Origin of the sequence: Vibrio sinaloensis, from assembly GCF_000808535.1 — a bacterium.
Classification (GTDB): domain Bacteria; phylum Pseudomonadota; class Gammaproteobacteria; order Enterobacterales; family Vibrionaceae; genus Vibrio; species Vibrio sinaloensis_D.
This window is the reverse complement of sequence record NZ_JWLV01000045.1, coordinates 69,938-93,633: the sequence shown is the minus strand read 5'-3', so window position 1 is coordinate 93,633 and position 23,696 is coordinate 69,938. Positions and strand designations below refer to the sequence as shown.

The following is a 23,696-nucleotide window of genomic DNA, read 5'->3' as shown; positions in this document are numbered from 1 at the left end:
TGTCATGTCGGCTCATAACCAAACGGTTCCTTTTTGGCCCGAGGAGAAAATGGCAAAGTATCAATCTGTCTTACCGTTACTCTACAGATTGGAAAACAACTACCTAGATAAAAACTGGCCTGACAATGGTGGCAGTCAAGATTCGGTGATAAGCCAACTTAAAACAGCGAGACGAGGGTGGATCTCTTCTTTTAAACCGAAAGATAAAGATTCCGTCATCGTTACGTTATTAATTGGGAAATATAAGGTCACTATCAACGTTGCAAAAAGTGAAAGTAACCCTCGACTTTGGCTGAGTCGACTGTATTTCGCAAACAATCAGGATCGTCAACGTATGTTGGAAAAAGGGACACTTTTGGAGTTTGAGGGTGTTGATTTCCTAACCGGACGAGAATTTGGCTCAGGGCTGGAAAACAGTTCTAGCTGGTTTAAGTCCGGAGAGTATGCCTCAGAGCTTCTTCGTGCTATTAATTCTCCATGGAATGTTGATGGTGACGAAATTGAACCAGCAGAAGAGCCAGAAGACACTCTCTCTTTTGAAGAGCAAGAGATGGTTGATGTGCTTCGCTGTTTCATTGATTCAGAATACGAATTGGAAAGAATCGCTGCGCAACAATGCATGCCCTTTGAAGCGACATCTATAACTGCCAGGAGTGAGAGGACGACCTATCGACTTCATTATGAAGTAACAATTGATGAGCTTGATTATGCGCGTTTACTTGAGACACAACCGACTTTACTCGAAATGCTCAATGAGATGCGTGAACCTACTGACGTGTTGATGGAAATCGCGGATCTGAATCCTATAGAGAATGAACCGATCATCCATGTCAGTATAGAGAAGCAAGCGCTGGACTCCCAGATCCCGGCTCAAGCTCTACTTACCATCGCCGCACTACCAACACTCAAGAAGGTAAGAAATGCGGTTGTTGATTCTTTGGAATCTGAAGGGTCAAAAAATCCGTGGTTATTGCCATTAGCCGCTGGTGTATATCAACATAAATCGCTGACACCGGTAAGTGTTCCCGTTCCACCTAGTAAATTTCCACCGACACCTTCGCAAGTTAAAGCTATAAATAGTGGAGCAGGCAGTGATGACTACGCACTGGTTCTAGGCCCTCCCGGTACGGGAAAAACAACTGTGATCCTTCAATGGGTCAAGTATTTTGCTGCGCAAGGAAAACGTGTATTGGTGACATCGCAAAATAACAAAGCGGTTGACAATGTTCTTGAGCGTCTGGCAGAGGAAGATGACTTTGAATGTTTAAGAATTGGCAATGAGAACAAGATCAGTTCTTGTCTGGAGGATATTACTTTAGACAACAAAGCTGCCGAACTTCAGGAACGTATGTTTGGAGCTGGGGATGAGACGCTAAGTAATCTCGAACAGCAGTTGGAATATATAAGAGAGCTACTTGCTAAAAGGAATGAAATCCTTGAGCACATGGCGCGATCTGAAAAGGCGCAAAGCGATCATATTCATTGTGCTAACTTACTGAAGACACTGAAAGAGCGATTAACAGAAACCGAGTCTGACATACTTTCTCAGGACAATGCTATACGTCGATTGAACATCCAGTTGACTGAAATAGAACAAAAAGAATGGCCAATATTCAAATCAGTGTCGCGTTGGTTAAACAATAAGAAGACCAACTTAGTCAAGAAAAAGATCGAAAAAGCAAATCAAACTTCTGGTGCACTGGTTAACGCCAGAATCGAGACAATCTCGTCAATTGCAAATACTGAAAAAGCGGTAGCAGAAACTGAAAGCTTGTTGCATATATGCAATGATACTGTTGATAGCTATTTTAAAAAGGTAGCTCCACTTATTGATGAAATTGAGCTTCCGGGCAACTCCGCCGAAAGGGTAACTAAACTAGATTTGGTTCAAATTGATGAGCTGTTAAGTAAGGTTTCCAGTATTCATAGTAATCTAACCCAATGGTTTAACAAGCTTAAAACGGAGCGGCAGCAAGCACTGTATAAGATCCTCATAGAGAACGTTAACGTGGTTGGTGCTACGTGTATTGGCATCAACACCAAAGCGCTGTTTAGAGAGTTAGATTTTGATGTTGTGATTGTTGATGAATCAGGTCAAATTCAACTACACAATTTAATCGTACCTTTATCTCGTGCTAATAAGGCTATTCTGGTTGGTGATCATAAACAACTACCTCCAGTGGTTAGCGATGAAGTTCTCGAAGAAATTGAAGCGAAAGACTTTGGAGATTATAAAGATCTCTATCGTCTAAGTTGGTTTGAACATCTGTGGAATGCCGCGCCAGATGATCGAAAAATCATGTTGGATACGCAATTCCGTTGCCCTTCAATGATTAGTGACTTTGTTTCTGATGCCTTTTATGAAGGTAAGTACTTTGCGGGCGTTGGTATGGATAAAAAGAAACCATTACTATCATATTGCCCGCAACCGATGATCTGGATAGATACTACATGGCTAGAGGAAAAAACTGAGAAGGCAACTTCAGAAGACGGTCGAGCTGTAGTTCAAGACAATGTTTGTGAAACAAAGCTAGTTATCGAGCTTCTTAAATCTTCTATCCGAGAAATGCCGGATCTAGCTGAAAACCGAGAAATTGGGGTGATCGTTCCTTATGCGAATCATGTTAAGGCAATTCAGAAAGCGATACGCAAAGAGCAAAAGCGTGGAAATCTAACAGAGCTTACCATGCCATTAAACGAACTCGTTGCGTCAGTGGACAGTTTCCAGGGACAAGAACGGGATCTCATCATATTCACGTTCACACGATCAAATCGTCAAGGAAAAGTCGGCTTTTTATCTGATTGGCGCAGATTAAACGTTGCTCAAACAAGAGCAAAAAAACAGCTGATAATGATAGGCGATTCTCAGACTTTAACCAAAGGTGCCGAACGAGAGGGAGCTCATGATGCTGGCTTTAAGCAGGCGATGGTCCTGCTGAAAAAACAATGTCATCAAAAAGGTGCTCTGCTACAAGCAGTGCGTTTCTTGCCAGATGCGAAAACTGTCAAACGTCCTCAAAACGGCAAATCTTCGACTAAACGAACTACCACAATTAATCACAGTACAAATAAAACGTTGGTGAGTGAAAATGGCTAGGAAGAATACGAATAGTAACCCTTATTTCAACGTATTAAAGAGTTATGGTGAGGTGCTGAGCTCTCACATTCAACCAGGTGAAACTCTCTTCTATGTGCGTGATAATCTCTTACCTATTTTAAACGTGAAGATCTTGGTTAAAGAGCGTAGTAGGGAAGAGCTTAGTGATATCGATTTGATGATATTTAAACTCATTGGACAGGGAATCAGTTCAGTCAAATCTATAGTTACTTTAACTGGACTTGCTGAAAAGTTGGTGATGAAACACCTAAGTGAAATGTCAGGAAGATCGTTCATCGCTTTCGAAGGTGAGCGGCTTAAGCTTACAGAGCTTGGTGAAGAAACGCTAGAGCATGGTGTTCCCATCAGAACCGTTCAGCGAGCATTTCGCTATTGCGCTGTATCAGAACAACTCCTTCCCAGAGAAGCGTATAAGCTGCCTTACACGGAGTTAGACAAAATCCGAAGCAATGATTTTACTCGTAAGGTTAAGTCGAATCATATCTTGGAAGAAAGTCAGCTTGTCAGTTTAAAAGGCTTGGATTTGTCTAAAGTCGAATCCAAACGTTCGCTCGGTATTACCGATGAAGCTATAGCGTTTGGTGACGTGGTCGGGTATTCATCCGGCTACCTTCAAACAAAGATATTTTTAATTGGCCGGCATTCGCCGGAAAGAGCCATTGTCGCGTTTGGTAAAACCTGTTTGGAATATAATCTCCAAGAAATATTGGAATCCATCACAGCATTAAATGACGGTGACATTGTTGCAAAGTTGAATGAACTTTTCCAAAGAGAAAAGCTCTCTTTTGGGGAAGGGCAAGTGATGTTAGACGAGTTTAGACTTCCTATTGTTAATATCACTAAAGCCAACCCAGAGTGGCTGTCAAAAAACTTAGAATCAGGTCAGAAAGCAATTCTCATGTGCGGCACAGATAACTTAGCTGCTAAGCCTGTTGGTATAAAGGGTTGGGGAAAATCCTCAAACCTATCGGGCTTAACTATCCGATACTATTTGCATGAAGGTTCTTTGCAAAACGATGCTCTTAAATTAAGACGCTACGTTGAAATGTGCGATGCGTATATGGCGACACCCAGAGACGAGAGGGATTATCCAACACTTACTAAGTATATTGAGAATACAATATCTCACGAGGATGTCGCGGAGCTTCATTTGCTGGCTGAACGATATTCAATTACAAGAGTAAGTAAAACGTTACCTCAACAAGAAGTGGTTACAGATTAATGACTGAATACAAGTGGCAAGGATGGGGATTGCTGCCCCTTTTCATTTCCAAAAAGGCGTTTTCTCAGATAATTAGTTCAGCAGGTTGGAGTCATTGGGCAAAAGGTCTTAGTACGAGCGAGATCAAAGATGTACGACGTTTTTATACACGTTCAAGTGCTGATTTACTTAGACCCTTGAAATCAGGGCGCTTTACATTAACAAACGGTGAAGAGCCGCTTTTTACACTTGCAAACAGTTCTTTATTAGATTGCGGTCATCAGGTCAATATCACCAAATTGCAACTTCTGGAGTTGGGGGAGATATATTTACTTTACATACACTATGAATCTCCTTTGACATTTAGTGCCGATAGCATATCTAAGCTAAACAGAAGCGTATTCCAATGGGAGCCAAAGACTGAGAAGCACAAAGTAAGTCAATGGATGAGATCTGGGCAGAAAACTAAGGGATTGAAACAGCATATTAGTGAGCTCTTAGATATTTCATTAGATCAAGATACCCACTATGGAGAAGATACATTTGGACATGAATTGGTGAATTGTACTTGGGTTAAGCAAGTCACCAACTTTGAATCAAAAGAAACGATTTGCGTTAGTGAGTTAAGTGCTGGAATAAACGTTAACGATCCAAGGTATAAACTTTCAGCGAGCGAGAAGCAAAGGCAGATAGAAACTCAATTTGATTACTGGGCTGATTGGAGATGCCAATTCAATTTAAATCGCTTGGTATTCGTTGATCAAACCCCAGAAGAATCATCATTACAATGGAATTTATCTAACAATAATTATTACTTAGACCTTTTTGCTGCTGTAGTATGCCAGAGAACGATCTTGAATCGATTTAAGGACGAAATGATGCTTTGTAGTCACAAGCGTCGAGGTGCGCTTTATGAGCGTATTTCCAATTTTAGAAGGCAGTATAAAATTGCCCATATATCTACATACCCCTTTGCAGAAAAGTTATACGAATATTTTTGTAGCCAAGCAAACCTGTCAGAGATAGAAGAAGGTACGTTTGTTGAGCTAGAACATAACCATTCGCTATGGAAGCAAGAGAGAGAAGAATCATCAAATACTGTGCTTTTGTTAGTGTCTCTTGTAGCAGCTTTACTTGTTCCTGCAAGTTCCATTGCGACGATTATGGCGTTAACAGACGAGCAGATGAACTCAGTGTTTTGGTCGTTATCTGGCTTGATTACTTTGGCGACAGTTTTTGTTATGGTTTGGCCACCATTCAAACGTTACTTGAAGAATCGAAATTCCTAATAATCTTAAAGCTTTTTTGTAGTTAAGTGGTTGATTTAAATTTATTTATAGTCTTTTGCCCTTAGCGGTTAGGGGGAGCGCGAGAACGTTATTTGCTTAATTGGAGTGTAAATGTTGAGCAATGAGTGAGTGGCATTTGAACGCCGAAACCTCGTTGAAAAGAAAGCCACTCTATTAGCTCAAATATTAAACATACGTGCGGTCGCCCTGTCTTAACAATAGAGGACATCGCCTCCAAATTTTGATAATAAGTGCGGTATTTCCATTGTTTTAATCAGGTGAACTTGGATAAAGCACTTTGGCACTGTATAGGGGCTTGATGGCTTATTGTGTTTGGAGCTATTGTTAGCCTACAACGGTTAATTAATGAGTATTCTAATAGGGTTATGATCACATGGTAGAACATTTTACTCATCGTTCCAGATGCGTGGTAAATCGCTTTTTCACACTCATATATAGCCCTCACCACCGCTCTGTCTCGGGTTGAGCGTATACGTTTGGCATACTCAAACCAGTATTCCACTTCAGCTTCCATTGCCGCTTCTTGGCTTCGAGCAAATGAAAAGAGGAGGTAACGGTATTGTTGATGCTCGTATGCTTCGATGTCCGCTTTTAGTTTTTCAGCGTGCTTAATTGCCAGACTGCGAATTTTGTTAAAATGAACCGTAGCTTGTTCCATATTTTCATCGTGCTTATTATAGTTGTCGATAAATAGAGCCTTGGCATCCATCACACCATTTTTAATGAGTTTGCCTAAGGTGTATTTGTTACCACTGCGTAGAGATGAGCCAGCAAGGCGATATTGATGAAATCGGTAGGCGATACCTTTAAATTGAGTGTTTGCGCTGTCGGGAATGAGTTCGATTTCAATGCCTTGGTTGAGAAGTGCCACTTCAAACTGAGCCAACGAGCAAGCAGAAGGGAGAGTGCGAATCGCCGAATCCACTTTTCTTCTCATCATACGAATCACCGTTTTCTCTTTTTCGCCTTGTACATCAGTATCGTAACTTGAGTGGAGCTCCCCTGTGCTTTGCACGGTTTGTAACCCTAGCGTAACTTCTTGCTCCCTCATAATTTCTTGAGCTTTGAGGTGCGATTGCCAGCTAGAAATGATTTTACCTGTCAGCAAATCGGTGGTTGAAACGATAATGTGAACATGCTCATTGTCTGTGTCTGAGTGTTTAAAAGCGATAAAACGAGCATGCTCATACCCTAAATGATTCATCAGCTTTTTGATCGCGTTTCGCCATTGGGCTAGGGGTAACTGTTCCCCCTCTGCGAGGGAGACAACAAAATGGCGGAAGGGTTGTTTCGTATTAGGGTTAGCTAGGTGAGCGCTTTGCAGTTCAGCAATCGCACGGCTCCAATCAATGTCTCGGGCATCTTGGTTTCTTGCATTCAGGGGAACCGAAGCGATTTCATTGGCGCAGATAAACTGCGATGTTCCCCCGAGTTTGTCACCCTTGGAGTGACTTGAAGAATACTCGATCAGCAGTGTGACATCGTCACTTTGCTTGGCACTATATCGAACTAATTGCGTGGCATCATGCACCGTTTGTTTATGATTCTTACATTGTAATTCCTCAAATATCATTACTGGCGTTCTCCACTTCTAGCTTGTTGCGGTAAAGCTCACGCAACGTACGGCTGTCCAAAAATTGCATGGCCAACAGCTCGGCGGTTTGAGAATTATGAGCGTCGATAGCTAGATTTCGGGTGAGTTGTAAATTCTGTTTTAGTTCATACAGAGCATCACCCAGTTGACGGGCTATTTCGTGGTCGTACGCAGGGTTACCTTCGTCAATGAGTGACTCCATCACTGTGGCGATGCGCTTTGTTTGCTTAAAGTACTCTGTGATTTCATCACTGCGTTGAGGTTTGACTGTGAGTTTTTGAGTTATGACCTCTCTCAGGAATCGACTCACTGATTTATAATTATAGCTGTGCATGACCTCAAGTAACTGCTGGTATTCGCTTTCAGTGAGATTGGTTTTCACTGCTTTGCAATACAGCTCTTTGTCACTTTTTCGTTGTTTTTTAAAATTCGCCTGAACGATACGAATTAACTTGCGTGCATTCATCAGCTCATTTTTATCGGCGTCATTGGGATGTTGGTGGAGATATAAAGCGTGAGAAAGCTCTGAAATAAAGGTTTGGTGTGAAGCGATGGCTACCCCAGATTCAATCGGCGAGGGTAACAGTCCTGCGAGTAGTGTAGTCAACTCATCTGCTGAATAGCTGTGACTTTCAATGAATGCCGATAGTATTTGTTTATGTTTTCTAGATGTGCAGCGAATGACAGTTGCTGCGACTGTGTTGATATTAATATCCATTTTTTAAATTCTCTATTTATTATTTTAATTATTTAGAGTGTTTTGTGTTTTCAAGCGATAACGCCGAAGGCTGTTAGCGCAACCTAGCATAGCGAGGCATGCTTTCGTGTGTTTTATTTGGAACAAATAATAACACGCGATACCAGCTTGTTACTATTTTTGTTCTATTGTGTTTTTATTATATTCATATATTTGTGCGAAATGGAAGTGTGGTGATTTAAATAAATAGTTGATGATTATATATATCGAGAAATAGTTCAATTGTCGCACGAGGCATTGCATTTGACGAATAAAGCAAAGGAAATGGTTTGTGACGCACAAGAACTGCCGTTTGACGCACTGCAAATGCGCCCCCCTATCATTACGTATCACTTGATATCATATGCTCTCGACATATTACACGCTCCAGTGCGAGTATTCATTACCATTTCGTTATGTATAACTAAATGGGGAAGATGGGGCATTGTCGTATCACGCACTGAATATGTCGAGTGACGCAGTTGAAGTGCGTACTACTATCACAAGGTCTCATACGTAATTATTGAGCTGTAATATGGGAAATTGGATTGGTATTTACTAGGTTTTGGTATTTGTGGGTGTTTTTATGTCTGATTAAATATATATGTTGTGAATATTTAATTTCGACAATATTGCATTTTTATGTTGATCTGAGTTTCGAGTTGTTGTTATTCTAAATTCAACGGCTCATAGAGTCCTATAATAAAAATAAACGGAGGCGTCCTATGGCGCTTAATCAAACTCAACCCATTTTAAAAATAGAAAGAAAGTCGGAAGTACTTGAACGCGTAGGTTTATCCAACGCGACACTTCACAGGCGTATCAAAGAGGGGACATTCCCGCCCGCGATTAAACTCGGAGGAGGTAAGGCTATCGGCTTTATGTCACACGAAATTGATGCGTTTCTCATTGCTTGTGCACTAGATAGAGATCATAAGCTTGTTGTAAAAGACTTGCTCAGACAACGTAACCAGTTAAAACAAACTTCGCCATTTTTACAGGCAATAGACTTTCACTAATCGAAAAATCTGACCTGTACAATACCGTATAAGGCAGACTCAGTTTAGTCAATGTGCAAGACATATTTTGAGAGCTAAGTCGTATCTTAGTTCTCAGATGCCGTGCACCTCTGGGCTGACAAATAAAACAATAATAAAAAGGAAAATATAACATGTCTTCAAGAACGACATCTATTTGCACCATCATTGGTGCGGACACCGAACGCAGCACACTCTACTCGACTATCGTTGATGATATGGGGTGCCTCGATTTTAACTACATCGTGCCTATGCCAGCTTCACTTCAAGGAGCAGATAATGAACAGCAGCGCCAGTGGATGATTAAGCATTGGGGCGCTGAGTCGAACGCATTTGGTCATTGGGTTCCATATCGTGCATACAATCAAAAAGTCGATAACTTTCCAGTTGAAATGGAAACATTTATCAACATTAGACGATTTGAAGCCGCTGGAGAAAGTCATGACCTCTCTTTAGAGCCGATTGAGTTTAAAACCATCAATGGTTTTCCCGCTGAGATATTTTTTAAACTCTCTGAGCAAAATCCAGCGCTGACTTTTGAGGTGTCATTTTTTGACGATCGGTTTAGTTGCTGGTGTGGAAAGTATTATCTGAAAGGTGGGGAGGTCATCCAGTCAAAAGTAGCATCTCATCCACTTCTGATGACGAAAGACCAATGTCAGTATTGGGAGAACTATGCGCAAGAGCTTGCAGGTTTGAGACCAGTGGCTTAGTGATATAGCTTTTAAAATCTGTTTATGTCGAGCCAGCTTATGCTGGCTCTGTTCGTCTATAGAAGGTAGGAGCCTTACATCACTGTTTTTGCAAAAAAACTCCTCAGCAATAGGTTAATTTTTTTGTCTTTTTTTAACCTATGACTCTGAATAGGTTAATTGAGACAACTTAATCAGAGCCATGGGTAAATGTGCAATGAGTTAGCAAACACGTTTTTGCCCCAAAACGTGTTAGCGATGTTTCCAATATTATTGATGTACCATCTTGTTAGAAACCTCTTCTTTCAACATTGAAATTTCGTTATTAACCCCAATTTATTAAAGAGTTAAGAGCGGAGGCAAGATGGCAACTAAAGACAATCATTACATTCCACAATGGCATCAAAAAGGTTTCATGAGTGAGCGTGATGACCAGATCTGTCATTTAACTCGCAGGGAGTTCCCGCTACCGAATGGCGAGCTGAAGGTGAAAACATTTCAAAAATGGCATACACCTGCTCAACGTTTCTATGGCGAACATCTCTACTCAACGTTCTTCGGTGAAGAAGTAAACGATGACATAGAGCGGAAGTTATTTGGTCCAATCGATGATAATGGTTCCAGAGCCGTTCGTGCATTTCTAACAGACGATCAGGCTCAGTGGCATAACAATTTTGAAGATTTCTTCACCTACTTAGACGCTCAGAAACTTCGTACACCTAAAGGTTTGGATTGGATTCGAAGCAAATATCCTGAACTAAACCAGTTGCAGTTAATGATTGAAATGCAGTCATTACGAACCATGCATTGTACGTTGTGGGCCGAAGGCGTTCGAGAGTTGGTCTCAGCTGAAGATTCGGACGTAAAATTCATAGTCTCAGATCACCCAATCACCGTTTACAATTATGCTTGTCCGCCTGATTCTGAGTTATGTGAATATCCAAATGACCCTGATATTTCGTTAAAGGGTTCTCAAACGATTTTCCCGTTAGATAAAAATCGCTGCCTGATTTTGACAAACCTTGAATACGCTCAAGACCCTGAAAATGCAAATCCAACTGAACAACGTACTAATGCGAATCGTATGCGTCGAAGTATGGTAAATACAATTGAGTTTATCAATACTCGTAAGCTAACTGCTGATGACGTCACAAAGATAAACCATATTATCAAGAGCAGATCCAAAGAATCAGTTGCAGCAGGTAAAGAGGAGTGGCTATATCCAGAACGCAGTATTACTGGTGATTGGGCAGAGTTGAGGCACGTATTGCAACCCCCTAAAAATGAGCTCTACCGATATGGCGGAGAAATGTATGCTCATTTTGAAGATGGCTCAGTTCACTATCAGGATGCTTTTGGCAGAACAACTCCACCAAACGAATTCCTGAATAAAGATATTGATGAAGCCCAATTAGGCCGTAACGATCTCTGTGGTTGTGGTAGCGGTAGAAAATACAAAAACTGTTGTCGAGATGTACCTCAGGAATTACGCACAACATGGAGTGTTGCCAGCATACGAGAGCGGCACTTGATGTTTTGCAATTGCATCCGTGATGTTTTGGGGCTCGATAGCGGGAAAACGTGGCTGGACGTCAGGAGAGAACTGTCGGATGACCAGATTAAGAGAATCTATGGGTTCTATGCAGCATTATGGCCTCGTGAAACCGACATTTACTCGCTACTGCCTAAATCTGATGGCAAGTATAGAGGTTTGTACACTGGTCCACTAGATGCTCGGACAATTGGTATTAGTGCATTGCCAATGGCATCCATGTTTGATGAGTTTTTGGTTGAGACTCCAGTGACCAATCCTAACAATGTTAGGCCAGAATTTAGTCCAATAGAGAATCCAGCTAGATACAAGTACCAAGCCTTAAAAGATTTCATGTTCATGCTCCAATTGGAGCCGTATATTGGTCTTGGGTTGGTTAATCTGATTCCTGACCCAAGCGAGTTCGATATGCCTCTCATGAGAGCAATGATGGAGATGGCTAGAGAACGTGGTGATCGGCAAGAGATTCTGAATGAGCAGGATCATCGGCTGCATTTCAGATTATTTACCGAAGACTTATTGAACTCAACAGCTATGATGCCCAAAGAAGCGAGAGTTCAGTTATTGATTAGCGAATTTGGCTTAGACGAAGATGCTGCTACTCAAACAATTGACACATTAGAGGGGGCAGCTGAGGCTTCACCACTTGTAATGCTTCAACAAGTCGAGTTGAGAGATAGTGGGCAGTTCCAGCAGTTCCGAATGGGGCCTAACTATGAAATGGCGTTGCTAATTGCTCAAGTAACGGGCTCTGTACTGGTTACAGACAGCGGCTCAAGATGGCAGGAATTGATGGCAGCTCAGCATAGAGCGCAAGGAATAGTGTCCTATCCATGGAATGATGCTCATACTCAGTTTAATGCGCTGCCGATTGACGAACCGTTCTTAGATACATTCCGAAAATCTCAAGGCATTTTTTCTACCGCTCGGAATTGGCTTAAGACCACGGACCGGATGGTACAGGGCAATAACCGTAATGCTGCTCAACTGACCCGGTTAGCTGGACAGGCTTCCGACTTTGCAAATCGACTAGAGCGGCAGACTGCTGAGCCTTTGCTACTGGATCGATTTAGAATTTCAAGTCCTGAAGGTGGATTTTATGATGCTACTGTACAGCGGTTGCTGGCTCGCTCTAGCTGTTTGAGGTATGACAGAAGTGTTCGGTCTGTTTATGGTGTTGGAATCCAAGATTAATTCATCAGAAGCTTTTTGAATGAAAGTAACTAGTAGAGCAAACCTCAGCTAAATTGTTTTTGTCCAGAAACGAGACAGTTTGACAATATGAGAACATTGACAATATGAGAACTACCGGGCTAGCTGCGACATCAGGATTGGTAGCTAGTAGCGCATCATAGGAAAAGGTCGCTCAATTTAGAGCGACCCTCTCTACAGCACTACTCATCGAGCGTATATCCGTTTCTTTTTATCAGAGAAGCAAAATCGAACACTCGTTGTTTGAATGGGTGGTGATGCATAGCGCTAATGTCATCAACAACACAAATGCCTTTGTCCGTTGCCTGGTTGAATTGGGAGGCTAAGCAACGAACTTCAATTTCTATTTCACGGTCTTGTCCAAATGGGTGCACCGTCAGGGTGGATTGATGCTTAGAAGAGGCAATGAGATTGTAATCTTTTGCGATTAATCCCATCGCTACCACGATGGCCTCAAAGTCAGTAGCGGGTACCACGGCTTTATATTTGCCATAGAGGATAGGAATCGCGTTGATAGCGCAATCAGAGCTAAGTTCGACTTGTAGCTCTGGAACTGGAATAGCGCACTCTTTATCAGCACGAAAGTGCTCACGAATGTCGTCAACAAAGGTTTGGTAGTGGTAGTACGACAGTATCACTCCTTTGTCCAAATCAAGTTCATATTGCTCAAGATAGTCGATAAAGCCGTATCCCTGAATATCAAGCAGTTCACGAATGTTATTCATACCACCGAGATATTTATCGATGAGAGTTTTACTTATCCCTCGATACATGAGTTCTTCCTTGGTTAAGTAAGGCTCCGCTCTTAAAGAGCAAACGGTGTGTTCGAGCATGGTTAACTCGCGCACACTGATACCGTGCTGCATGAGAACTGAGAAATCGTTGCTGCTTTGATAAAGCCACCCTTCATCAAAGGCCTGTATGAAATTTTTAATGAGTGTGTTCGGAAGCATAATAGTTATCCTTATAGAGAAGAGCGATAAAGCGAAGGGCTAAGCACTTTGCGAGTGTGAATAGCACTATTACGTGCTTGATTTAAATGACGAAAGAAGAAATGGAGTGAGTCTCTATGTTCTTTTCGCTCACCCTCTGGGAGCGTGACTAAATACTGTTGAATCAAGTTAGGTTTAATCGTTGGAAAACTGGTGTGTCCTGCGCGATGAAGCTCCGACTTTGCATAGTGGAAGAATGGCTGTAGACAGACATTGATAGTGATGAGCTGAAGTGGCGAGTAGTTCTTGCTTAGCTTGTCACTTAGCATATCTAGCCACCACTCAGAATAAGGAAATTCTTCATGGTCTTCGATGCTTGAGAGGTCTAAATTTCCAAATTCTGGAAAATCAAACAACTCTTCTTTTGGCTGTGCAAACTCGGGCTTAAAGTGATGACCAATTTTGTACATCGCAATTAAGATTCGATTAGTAAATGTCATTTTTTCCATCGTTGCTAACTCATCAATGATTAAGCGTTGCTCTCCAAAGAAACGCTTTGTGACCGCTTTGATTTGTTTCGCTCGCTCAATCGCCAACTCAGGAATGTCGGTTTTTAGTGCGATGTGGTAACAGTCTCTCGATAGCCCTTTCAGTTTAAACGTCAGTGGAACTGGCACTCGAAGTAAATAGGCACCAAACTCGTTGAGTGATAATCCGTAAGCGTTGAGCGCCTTCTGCTCCTTCATTGTCAATATTTTCGGAGCGCGGTTGTCGATAGTCGCCGCTTCAGCACGTTCAATGCATTGTTGAATGAGTGCGGGATAAGCCGTTCTTTCCATCGGTTTCACAGGGAAATGGACAGGGCGTTTAATAACATTTGCATCTCTTTTCATCATATAATCTCCGTTTTCCTGAATTTAGGGTGCAAAAATCCGCACCCTTAACTCGTTAAGGCTGTAAAAAATTGAGGGTTTTAGTTGAGTGTTAAGCGGGAAGCAGGGAAGTGCTTAGCTTAACGTTAAGTGACAAGTGAACTATGCGATGAGCTTGTTTGATTGACCATATTGCCCAGCAATTGAATAGTGCTTGCCCGTTGATTTAACAATGTATTCACTCCAGCATTTGTGGATTTTATACCGTTCTTCGAGGTATTTTGCGCTGTTGTACGAGGCACGAGTGGTATTGCTGTCCAGGTGAGCTAAGCACATTTCAATCGCATCTACTTTGAAATCCGTGGTCTCATTCAAATAGGTACTCGCTATTCCTCGAAACCCATGACTCACCAGTTTTCCTTTGAGCGAAGTCAGATTGAGTGATGAATTGACTGCATAAGGACTGATGTGCGGATATTTGGTATTGGGTTTGTCTGATGGGAACACATGCACCTCATCACCAGATATCGGCTTCATGAACTCTAAAATGCCGAGTGTGTATTCGTTTAACGGAACGAGGTGCTCACGCACACACTTTGTATAAAAATCAGGGATTGTCCAAAGCTTTTTGTCGAAATCAATGTCGCACCAACGCATCGATGCCAGTTCAAAGGCACGTGTCATTGTATGAAGCTGCATTTCAAACGCACATCGTGTTACGAGCTTCATGTTATTTTTGGACATGATACGCATCACTTCCGCTAGTTCATGAGGTTCAACCGCTGGCATATGAACAACTTTAGACTTTGCAAATTCATCTTTAATGTCAGCTAGGCAGTTGCTTGCAATGTAGCGGCGATTGACAGCAAAGCGCATGACTTGGTTGGCTAGTGTGCAAGCACGTTTTACGTTTTCAAGTTGGCCCACTTCTTGGAGTGGCTTAATTACTTCAATGACGCCAGTAGTCGTTATGTAATCCAGTGGTAAGTTACCAAGTCGAGGGTATAAGTGACGTTTAAAAAATAAGCGCTTGCGGTGGGAAGTTCGCACATGCTCTTTTATACGTTTTATTTCGTTTTCGCCAAAATTTGTACCATTGAGTTCAGCTTCTTTTCGGGATTCCTCAAGAAGGGCATTGCGATTTGCGGTTTCTTTCGCTTCATCTCGCTCAAGCATACGTTCAGCAACGGCTTTGAACGTCAACCCGCTCTCTAGATCACGCTCTAGTTTCTGTTTCTCTCGAAAGACTTTTGGATCAACGTTGTTTACAATTTGAACGCGAAGTTCTTGAGCAATCTTACGGACTTCTGCAAGTGCCATACTTGGATACGATCCAAGTCCAATTTTCTTTCGCTTTTTCGTGCTAGAGTCGGTGTAGATAAATAGCCAATTCTTTGAGCCGTTTTTGCGAACTCTAAGGTAGAGGTTTCCTCCGTCAGAAAGCGAGTATTCTTTATCGCTTGGTGCTGTGTTTTTTACTTGTGTGTTACTTAATCTATTGATACCAGCCATGCTGTTATCCTCCGTTTATTTGTGTGTTCCCCTTCAAGTTAACAACGGTTTTAGGGGTACGCAAGGGGGTGTCGGAGCTGTGAGATGTAGTGAGATGATGTGATGCTGAAAGATATTTAAATTATTTTAAATCAATGACTTAAGTTGAATCCTGATGCATGATGAGATGGTGTGAAACGTAATTGGTAATTCTTAAGAGTGATTCGCAACGCGTGGTATTTTTACCATGCGTTGATTTTAGTGATTAAGGTGGTATGCGGCAGCTCTGGTATTGCGTTGCTCACACCTTAACAGGGCGTTATGTTTACTTGTATTTCAAATGCTTAAATGTCTTAGGCTCTAGTTCTTTGTCCCTCTGGCAATCCGTTCCTAGTAGACTCAGCAAATCCGCATTGTCGGTCTAAGTTCTTGAATCTCTCAACCCGTAAAACATGCCAATGTTCGCGGGTTGCTTCATTGTCAGGTCGTGGTGGCTGGTTTCTGGTGTAACTGGCTCAAAGTCGCTTCTAGGTTCTTAGCCAATTAGCATTTCGGTTTAGCAGTTGCCTCGGCAATTCGGCATTGTTTTGCGCTTTGGTTGGAAAGAAAGGGTGCTTGTTGTTTGCTGGTCGGGTTGCCTCATTGGGCAGGGAAGTGGAATTACACGTTTTAGGTTGGTCGCCTTTGGCGGTCAAGTTGGTTTCAGCCTTGTGGTTTACTTCAGAAAACTCGTTAGAAATAGCAGTTCTTTCTCAATTAAATCATGTGTTTGTGGTAAAACATAACAAACAATTCAACAGTGATTCGCAACGCTTGGCGCTCTCACTTCGAGTTGAGTTAAGTGTTTACGGCTCAGTGGTTAAGTTCAGTGCTTGCGCTGCTCACACGTTAATTGGGCGTTATGTAGCCGCGAGAGGACGCTAAGTTAAAAGGATTTATATATGTTAAATATTCGCCAAGCTCGCATTGAAGATATCTGTGTTATCAAGAAACTACAGTTTCAGCTTAATGAGTATCATCAAGCAAATTTACCTGATGACTTTTTATCACCGGAAGAAATTGAACAAAAAATAGACCTACACAAGATAATCGAAAGTGAAAGGTCGATTTTTCTGGTAGCCGAAAGCAAAGGGGAGTTAGTAGGTTTTGTTTTTGGTGAGCTATGGGCTCGTAAGTCTTGGACACTCAAACAACGAAAGATCGCAAGCGTTGAACTGATTGTTGTGGATTCATGCTTTAGAAGTCAAGGTGTTGGACTGGCGCTCATAGAGGCGTTTGAGGAAAGGGCTATTTCTAACGGCGGAGAAGAGCTGTGGTTAGAAGTATATTCTTTCAATGAATCAGCTCTAGCTTTGTATCGCAAAGCTGGTATTGCACCCAAAATCCAAATTGGACAGAAGGCACTAACCTGAAAGTCGGCTACATAACAAATTGTTCAAGAGTGATTCGGCGCGCGTGGCATTTTTACTATGCGTTGGTTTTAGCGGTTAAGGTGGAATGCGGAAGCTTCGGTATTGCGTGCCTCACACCTTAACAAGGCGTTATGTGTAGGAGGCAGTATGGAACTAGCAACATATAAGAAAGATGGTTATTTTCTTGAGGATGGAGAGTTACTTAGCAAAGAATATCCTGACACGTTTTGGGTTTCTAGTTCTGACGCCCGATCTTCAATTAAGTTAGGGTCTATTGTTAAGCTTATCTTCAATATGCTTGACCCTGACTCCGAAGAAGGGGTTTCTGTTGAACGAATGTGGGTGGAAGTCAAAGAGCTAGAGAAAGGCTTATATGTAGGTACATTGGACAACGATCCATATGGGAACGTATTACTAAAATGCGGTGATGATGTCGTATTTGGTCCTGAGCATATTATTGATATCTACGAAGAATAAACACATAACAAGGCGTTTAAGACGGATTCACAACGCTTGGCGATTTCAGTTCCAGTCAGGTTAAGTGTATAAGGTACAATGGGTTAGGTTTGGTGGTTGGCGTTGTTCACCACTTAACGCGGCGTTAGCTATTCAAGGAAAAATGATAGTATGAATGGAACGGATCTTAAAAGTCTGCTAATTGGTATTTTAGGGACTGTAATAGTGATGTTTGTTGTTGCAGTATACAAAAAGTCGAGAGCTAAGAGTCTAAAAGATGACATTGACCTTATCGACTTTGAAATCGAACATCTTGGAAAAATTAGAAAATCTAGTGTTGAAATGAGCCGTTCCTCTTTCAAAGGAATATTTGCAATGTTCTTTCTTTTCGGCTTGGCTAACTTAATACCTCTTGCATTTGATCTTGCTGGTCTAGGAAACCTTTTTCGTATTCCCCAAATTGCTTCACTTATTCTTTGGTCTGCGTTTGTTGGCGTAGCATATCGTTGGTGGAAAAGGTATGACAACCTTAAAAACTATCAAGAGGCGATTGCTAAACTAGAAAGCAAAAGGCTAGTTAAAGAGGCTAAATTGAAAAAGTTGAGTACATAGCTAACAAGCAATTTAAGAGGGATTCACAACGCTTGGCATTTTTGCATCTACTTCAAATTTAGTGTTTATGGCACAATGCTTTAGGTTTGGGTGTAAGCGTTGTTCACCCCTTAATTGGGCGTTAGGCGACGGGCAGGAAAGTTCTTTGTTCTCATTTTCTTAGGTCTCTTTGAGCATTCGTTTTTCTAAGTCGGCAATTCAAGATTGTCGGTTCAAATTCTTGAATCTCTCTGGCCGTAAAACATGCCAAGGTTTGCGGGTTGCCTCATTGGCTTTCATAGTCGGTTGGTTGTGAGTTTCACTGGCCCAAAGTGTGGAAAGGGCAAGTCAATTGAGGCTTTCGATTTTGCTGCTAGTTTGTAGCTTTGGCATTTTCGGGTTCAAAACCTGCTTTGTTGCTGAAGGTCAGCATTTCGTGGTTGTTAAAATCTTGGCTGAAACATAGTGGCTTTTATGGTTCTTGAATCACAAAACGTCAGTGGGTGTTTGGTTGCTTATTGGGTTTAGGGTAATCTGCTTTCAAAACGACTTAAACACTGGTGGAAAACTTCGCCTAACAAGGCGTTTAAGGCGGATTCACAACGCTTGGCGACCTCAGCTTAAGTTGAATTTAGTGACTACGGTAGAATGGTTTAGGTTTGGTGGTTGGCGTTGTTCACCACTTAACGCGGCGTTATATTTTTTATCAAGTGTGGAGTACGAATTGAAAGTTAGTAATCCTTTAACAATTGTGGCGATTTTCGCAGGTGTAGCAGAAGCGTTTGCAACTGGTGCTTTGGTTCTACTGCCATTAGAAATTCAACAAAGCTTTGTTTATTTCGTGATGCTTTTCCCATTAGTCATAGTGGTGACATTTTTTGTTATTTTAGTTAAAAAGCCTCAGGTTCTATATGCTCCCAGTGATTATTCTGATGAAAAAAATTTCATCGTAGCCAATGGTATTGAGAAAGTGTTAAGCGCTAAAACCGAAGAGGTTGTCGAATCCATTAAGCGGGACGCTCCGGAACTAAACTCATCCACAATCAAATCACTAAGGCATAGTTTGAAAAATAGCTTTAAAACAGCTGCGGAAGACAGTTTTGAACAGCTCATTTTGGATTACCTAAAAGAGCATCCCAACAATGCTTACACGGCGACTGGTATTGGTCATATATTATCAATTAGTTTTAGGGTCGTAGCTGATATCCTGATTAAGTTAGAAAGTCAGGGGTTGGTAGTCAGGGGTGTTGAAAAGGATACAAACATCACTTTGTGGCAAATAAAAATATAACAAAGCATTTAAGAGTGATTCGCAACGCTTGGCATTTTCGCTTCGCTTAAGTATAGCCAAGCGTCGCTCACACCTTAATGCGGCGTTATGTGCTTTGGTGGAAATGAATATGGAAATCACAATCAGGCGTATCGAAACAGAAAGCATTGAGGACAAAAGTATATTCGAGACTCTGTTCAAAGAGTATCTGTCTGGATTCTCAGTTGAACTAGATCTCTCAGTAATTGCTCGGCTATTTGCGTTGCCTTATTTCCACGGATTTATCAGTTTTGTCGACAATAAGCCTGCTGGTTTTGCGGTTTGCTTTGAATCGTTCTCAACTTATCGTGCGCAAAGAGTTATGAATATCCATGATTTTATGGTGTCGGACAGCTTTCGCGGTAAAGGGGTTGGCAAGGCGCAATTGAATGGTATCGAACAGTATTGTCGTGATAATGATTACCTCAAAATCACACTAGAAGTTGGTGATGATAATGTTGCAGCTAAAAAGCTCTACAGTTCATTGGACTACAAAGATTACAGAGTAGTTTTGAAAGGGCAGCAACATTGGCAAAAGTACCTCAGTTAGCACGCACATAACAAACTGTTCAAGAGGGATTCGCAACGCGTGGCATTTTCACTATGCGTTGGTTTTGGTGTTTAAGGTGGTATGCGGCGGCTTTTGTATTGCGTTGCTCACCCCTTAACAGGGCGTTATGTTCTAGAGGGAATATGGGACTAAAAAGGATTAATCACTACGTTGAAGTTCTACCCAAAATGTTTGCCGGTTGGCGGATGGGGGAAGACCTCGAAACATTGTCTGAGCTGCCCAATGGTGTCTTGTGTATTAACTTGCTCGATGGAACAGTTTCACATTCGATTGTTGGTGAGCTAGAACTGTATATTTCCAATGAGCTATCAGCTTGGTTTAGAAGCGAAGCTATAAAGGAAAATATCGACTTATCAAAGTTATTGAAAGCTTGTTTAACAGTTGAAGTAGATACGGATAGAGTAAAAACCATTAAAAAACGTGTAGTGTTGTTTAATTTTGACTGCACAGCTCATGTAGCAACTGTGAATAAGGTCTATGAAAGTAGGCTTTCGGAAGTAACTAGGTGGCATACGAGGCTACGAACATAACAAGGCGTTTAAGGCGGATTCACAACGCTTGGCGCTTTCAGTTCCAGTCAGGTTTAGTGTTTAAGGTACAATGGTTTAGGTTTGGTGGTTGGCGTTGTTCACCACTTAACGCGGCGTTAGGCTTACGTATTGGCTCGCTCAGCATTTGATAAGGTATTAGGCTTGCGTTTGCATAAGCAGAATGTAAAATCAGCATCGAACGTACATTGGCAGAATGGAATAATGAGATTTCTAAATATAAGAATAGTTTACACACTCATATCAATAGGGATTGCTGTAAGTGCGTATTACTTCTGTGGGTACTTTGTTCCAGTAGGTGATGCTGGACCGCAGGGGTTGCTTTCATATATAGGCACTGTGGCTTCGATAATTGGATTGCTCATTGCTGTATGTGAGGTGATACACAGTGTCAATATCTCAAAATCTATTAGAGAAACGGCTTCTGACATATTAGATCAAGCAAAGAAGATCGAACAAGCTTCAGGAACTAGTGATTGTATTTCGTTACTAGATGATATTAATCATTCATTAATGTCAGCTGATTACAAATCGGCTTATAAATCATTTCAGCATTTTCGAAAACTGTGCATTAAACTAAAGCCTGAGTTAGATGAAGTAGATACTGGTAAGCTAAACACTTTAGGTACAATAGAGCAAGAGCTTATGGTATTTACCAAAGGTGTATCGAACTCTATACCCAATGCAAAAATTAAGAAAACAACAGACAAAATATTGCTACTAAAGCAAAAGATTGAAGAAGTTAATCCTGCTGGAGGAGATTTAGATGTTGCCACCCAAAATTCATGAAATGCTGGACAGTTTGATTGAACAGACTAAGTCTGGTCAACTGGTTTGGGATTATAATGATGACGAAAATTTCGTAAGTATTAACTTGGGTGGAAACCAAATTAGTATAGCTTACGATTTTGATGATATCGAAGGTGTATCTCAGTTCATTGTTAGGTATTTCGATGCTTCGTACAGCAAAGCGTACTCCTTTATGACCAACCAAACATATAGGGACTTTGATAAAGCTAGATATCTTTATGACCTAGCTCAATCTTCGGGTCTAAGCTTTAACTTCTGAGTGCTACAAGCCTAACAAGCTGTTTAAGAGTGATTCGCAACGCGTGGCATTTCTGCTATGCGTTGCGTTTAGTGTTTAAGGTGGTATGCGGGAACTTCAGTATTGCGTTGCTCACACCTTAACAGGGCGTTATGCAACTGTCCGAAGTTTGATCTTTTAGGCCCTCTTGAAAGCAAAAAATGCTCGTTCTACATAGGCTTTTCAGGTAGAAAAAATTTGAAAGTATTTGTGTTCGCTCTGGTAAACTCAGCCTTTGAATTTAGTATTGTAGGAATCGACAGAAATGAGCCAAGAGCAACCCAATAACCCACTGCACGGATTAACCTTAGAAAAGATCCTTGTGCGTCTACAAGAGCACTATGGTTGGGAAGGCTTAGATGCAGAAATTCAAATCAACTGTTTCTACAGCAACCCATCTATCAAATCATCATTAAAGTTTTTACGCAGAACTCAGTGGGCACGAGACAAGGTCGAAGCCTTGTATATTGAAACCTTCTGCAAGTAAAAAAGTTGCATAACAAAGCGTTCAAGAGGGACAGTCAACGCGTGGCGACTCCGGCTCAAATCTTGGCATCTGTGTTTTCGGTGGTAAATTGAAGTTTGGTGGCAGCGCGTTGCTGCCCCTTAACGCGGCGTTATGTTTATTCGTACAGTCATGATATCGATCATTAAATGCAGGTATGATATACCATATAATAATGGTTCATTACACATCGGACTAAATTATCATGAAAAAACTTTCTATTATTGCTCTAGCTCTTCTATCGTGCAGTGTTTCAGCTAACAATTTAAAGGACACAGTTCCTGCTGCAAAAACTAAACTAGAGCAGTTTAGTGCGAAAACTGGTGTTGTTCTAGTGCGCGGTTTCCATAAAATTGGTACAGCAAATGGCTTATACAACACTCTTGTTAACGTAGAAAGTAAAGAGTTTACTAACGTTACTAGCGGTCAGAAAGAGTATGGCATTACGATTGAAGCTTTCAAAGAAGACGGCCGTTACGATAAAAAGCATACAACTTATATCGACTTTGATGAAATTGATTCACTGATTGCAGGCATTGACTATATTTCTAAAATCAAGCCAGACGTAACAAAATTTGAAGATTTTCAAGCTGATTATTCGACAAAAGGTGATCTGAAAATTTCAACATTTAGCTCTGGTGATAAAGTTATGGCAGCAGTTTCTAGTGGTAAAATTGGTGGCGTAGCCGCATATTACAACTTAGAAGACTTATCTAAAGTTAAAGATCTAATTATTAAAGCCAAAGCTAAAATCCAAGAAGTAAAATAAACATAACAAAGCGTTTAAGACAGATTCCCAACGCATGGCATTTTTCATTCCATCGTTGGGTCTTGTGTTTAAGGTGGTATGGTTAGGTTCCGTGGTGGCGTTGCTCACTACTTAACGCGGCGTTATGCATCAGAGGGCTTCATGGACTTTATAGATAGACCTGTAGGCGCAAATCAGGAAGAAATATACAAGTTAGAAACTATATTTCAAATAACTCTTCCTGAAAGTATGTTGAATTGGTGGAGTGTTACCGATGGCCCCATAGTCTATTTTGGGTTCAAAGAGTTACAGTTCTTTTCTTTGTCGGAGATATACGGCGAAGATATTTATGGGGTAAAGCACGATATGTTTGGCGCAATGCCAATTTGCTTAGATGGTAATGGAAATATTTGCGTGGCCAGAATTGAAGGTGGTGTTATATCTGGCTTTTATGTCGTTGATTCTAGTGATTTAGGTTGGGAACAAGCGAAAATTATAAGCTGTGAATTCTTAAAGTTTGTGAACGATAGTTTTTCACCCGAAGAACGACTAAATGCATAACAAAGCATTTAAGAGTGATTCCCAACGCTTGGCATTTTTGGCGCAATCGTTGGGTTTTGTGTTTACGGTGGTATGGTTAGGTTTCGTGGTAGCGTTGCTCACACCTTAATGCGGCGTTATAACGCAGAATCAACTTCTTGCTCATAACTGTTAGTTGAACT

At 41.3% G+C, this 23,696-nt stretch carries 21 protein-coding genes; 16 read left to right on the top strand and 5 right to left on the bottom strand.

What is annotated here, in order from left to right:
• Positions 1–4 precede the first annotated feature (4 nt).
• Genes RJ47_RS16960 through RJ47_RS16950 form a run of 3 tightly spaced genes read left to right on the top strand, consistent with a single transcriptional unit; the run spans position 5 to position 5,608 of the window.
• Positions 5–3,097, top strand: a complete 3,093-nt coding sequence (locus RJ47_RS16960; protein WP_039485528.1) for a DEAD/DEAH box helicase — start codon at positions 5–7, stop codon at positions 3,095–3,097.
• Entirely contained in the window at positions 3,090–4,340 is a 1,251-nt protein-coding gene (locus RJ47_RS16955) for a hypothetical protein (protein ID WP_039485525.1), read from the top strand. The genes RJ47_RS16960 and RJ47_RS16955 overlap by 8 nt, the downstream gene beginning before the upstream one ends.
• Positions 4,340–5,608 carry a hypothetical protein gene (locus RJ47_RS16950; protein WP_039485523.1) on the top strand — a complete coding sequence of 423 codons (1,269 nt, stop codon included), beginning with the start codon at positions 4,340–4,342 and terminating at the stop codon, positions 5,606–5,608. The genes RJ47_RS16955 and RJ47_RS16950 overlap by 1 nt, the downstream gene beginning before the upstream one ends.
• A gap of 274 nt (positions 5,609–5,882) precedes the next feature.
• Here the strand turns inward: RJ47_RS16950 and RJ47_RS16945 are convergent, their stop codons facing one another.
• Positions 5,883–7,202 carry a relaxase/mobilization nuclease domain-containing protein gene (locus tag RJ47_RS16945; RefSeq protein WP_052237977.1) on the bottom strand — a complete coding sequence of 440 codons (1,320 nt, stop codon included), beginning with the start codon at positions 7,200–7,202 and terminating at the stop codon, positions 5,883–5,885.
• On the bottom strand, positions 7,192–7,941 hold the full coding sequence (locus RJ47_RS16940) for a hypothetical protein (RefSeq protein WP_039485521.1): 750 nt from the start codon (positions 7,939–7,941) through the stop codon (positions 7,192–7,194). The genes RJ47_RS16945 and RJ47_RS16940 overlap by 11 nt, the downstream gene beginning before the upstream one ends.
• Positions 7,942–8,684: 743 nt before the next feature.
• Here RJ47_RS16940 and RJ47_RS16935 point away from each other — a divergent pair.
• From RJ47_RS16935 to RJ47_RS16925, 3 genes are all read left to right on the top strand, one after another.
• Complete coding sequence (locus RJ47_RS16935) at positions 8,685–8,978, top strand: helix-turn-helix transcriptional regulator (RefSeq protein WP_039485519.1); 294 nt, start codon at positions 8,685–8,687, stop codon at positions 8,976–8,978.
• Between the two features lie 152 nt (positions 8,979–9,130).
• Positions 9,131–9,709: a hypothetical protein gene (locus RJ47_RS16930; protein WP_039485518.1), complete on the top strand. Its 579-nt coding sequence runs from the start codon at positions 9,131–9,133 to the stop codon at positions 9,707–9,709.
• A gap of 343 nt (positions 9,710–10,052) precedes the next feature.
• Positions 10,053–12,434, top strand: coding sequence for a DUF4238 domain-containing protein (locus RJ47_RS16925; RefSeq protein ID WP_052237976.1), 2,382 nt, complete (start codon positions 10,053–10,055; stop codon positions 12,432–12,434).
• A 200-nt stretch (positions 12,435–12,634) separates the two neighbouring features.
• Here the strand turns inward: RJ47_RS16925 and RJ47_RS16920 are convergent, their stop codons facing one another.
• From RJ47_RS16920 to RJ47_RS16910, 3 genes are all read right to left on the bottom strand, one after another.
• On the bottom strand, positions 12,635–13,405 hold the full coding sequence (locus RJ47_RS16920) for a hypothetical protein (RefSeq protein ID WP_052237975.1): 771 nt from the start codon (positions 13,403–13,405) through the stop codon (positions 12,635–12,637).
• An 11-nt stretch (positions 13,406–13,416) separates the two neighbouring features.
• On the bottom strand, positions 13,417–14,280 hold the full coding sequence (locus RJ47_RS16915; RefSeq protein WP_039485512.1) for a hypothetical protein: 864 nt from the start codon (positions 14,278–14,280) through the stop codon (positions 13,417–13,419).
• A gap of 138 nt (positions 14,281–14,418) precedes the next feature.
• Positions 14,419–15,768 (bottom strand): tyrosine-type recombinase/integrase, encoded by a 1,350-nt coding sequence (locus RJ47_RS16910; RefSeq protein WP_039485509.1) that lies wholly within the window; start codon positions 15,766–15,768, stop codon positions 14,419–14,421.
• Between the two features lie 920 nt (positions 15,769–16,688).
• On the opposite strand from RJ47_RS16910, the gene RJ47_RS16900 reads away from it, so the two are divergent.
• From RJ47_RS16900 to RJ47_RS16850, 10 genes are all read left to right on the top strand, one after another.
• Positions 16,689–17,159 (top strand): GNAT family N-acetyltransferase, encoded by a 471-nt coding sequence (locus RJ47_RS16900; protein ID WP_039485506.1) that lies wholly within the window; start codon positions 16,689–16,691, stop codon positions 17,157–17,159.
• Between the two features lie 147 nt (positions 17,160–17,306).
• The gene (locus tag RJ47_RS16895; RefSeq protein ID WP_039485504.1) at positions 17,307–17,636 is read left to right on the top strand and encodes a DUF2314 domain-containing protein; all 330 of its coding nucleotides are present in this window, start codon (positions 17,307–17,309) and stop codon (positions 17,634–17,636) included.
• Between the two features lie 150 nt (positions 17,637–17,786).
• Positions 17,787–18,227 carry a hypothetical protein gene (locus RJ47_RS16890; protein WP_039485502.1) on the top strand — a complete coding sequence of 147 codons (441 nt, stop codon included), beginning with the start codon at positions 17,787–17,789 and terminating at the stop codon, positions 18,225–18,227.
• A 613-nt stretch (positions 18,228–18,840) separates the two neighbouring features.
• On the top strand, positions 18,841–19,497 hold the full coding sequence (locus RJ47_RS20705; RefSeq protein WP_156143336.1) for an ArsR family transcriptional regulator: 657 nt from the start codon (positions 18,841–18,843) through the stop codon (positions 19,495–19,497).
• Between the two features lie 97 nt (positions 19,498–19,594).
• Entirely contained in the window at positions 19,595–20,065 is a 471-nt protein-coding gene (locus RJ47_RS16880) for a GNAT family N-acetyltransferase (protein ID WP_102949589.1), read from the top strand.
• Between the two features lie 143 nt (positions 20,066–20,208).
• On the top strand, positions 20,209–20,616 hold the full coding sequence (locus tag RJ47_RS16875; protein WP_039485495.1) for a hypothetical protein: 408 nt from the start codon (positions 20,209–20,211) through the stop codon (positions 20,614–20,616).
• 129 nt (positions 20,617–20,745) lie between these two features.
• A complete protein-coding gene (locus tag RJ47_RS16870; RefSeq protein ID WP_156143335.1) occupies positions 20,746–21,423 on the top strand; it encodes a hypothetical protein in 678 nt (225 codons plus the stop codon).
• Between the two features lie 563 nt (positions 21,424–21,986).
• Positions 21,987–22,208, top strand: a complete 222-nt coding sequence (locus RJ47_RS16860) for a VF530 family DNA-binding protein (protein ID WP_025625190.1) — start codon at positions 21,987–21,989, stop codon at positions 22,206–22,208.
• A 223-nt stretch (positions 22,209–22,431) separates the two neighbouring features.
• Positions 22,432–22,995 carry a hypothetical protein gene (locus RJ47_RS16855; RefSeq protein WP_039485484.1) on the top strand — a complete coding sequence of 188 codons (564 nt, stop codon included), beginning with the start codon at positions 22,432–22,434 and terminating at the stop codon, positions 22,993–22,995.
• Positions 22,996–23,136: 141 nt separating this feature from the next.
• Positions 23,137–23,535 (top strand): SMI1/KNR4 family protein, encoded by a 399-nt coding sequence (locus tag RJ47_RS16850; RefSeq protein WP_072036338.1) that lies wholly within the window; start codon positions 23,137–23,139, stop codon positions 23,533–23,535.
• Positions 23,536–23,696: the final 161 nt, after the last annotated feature.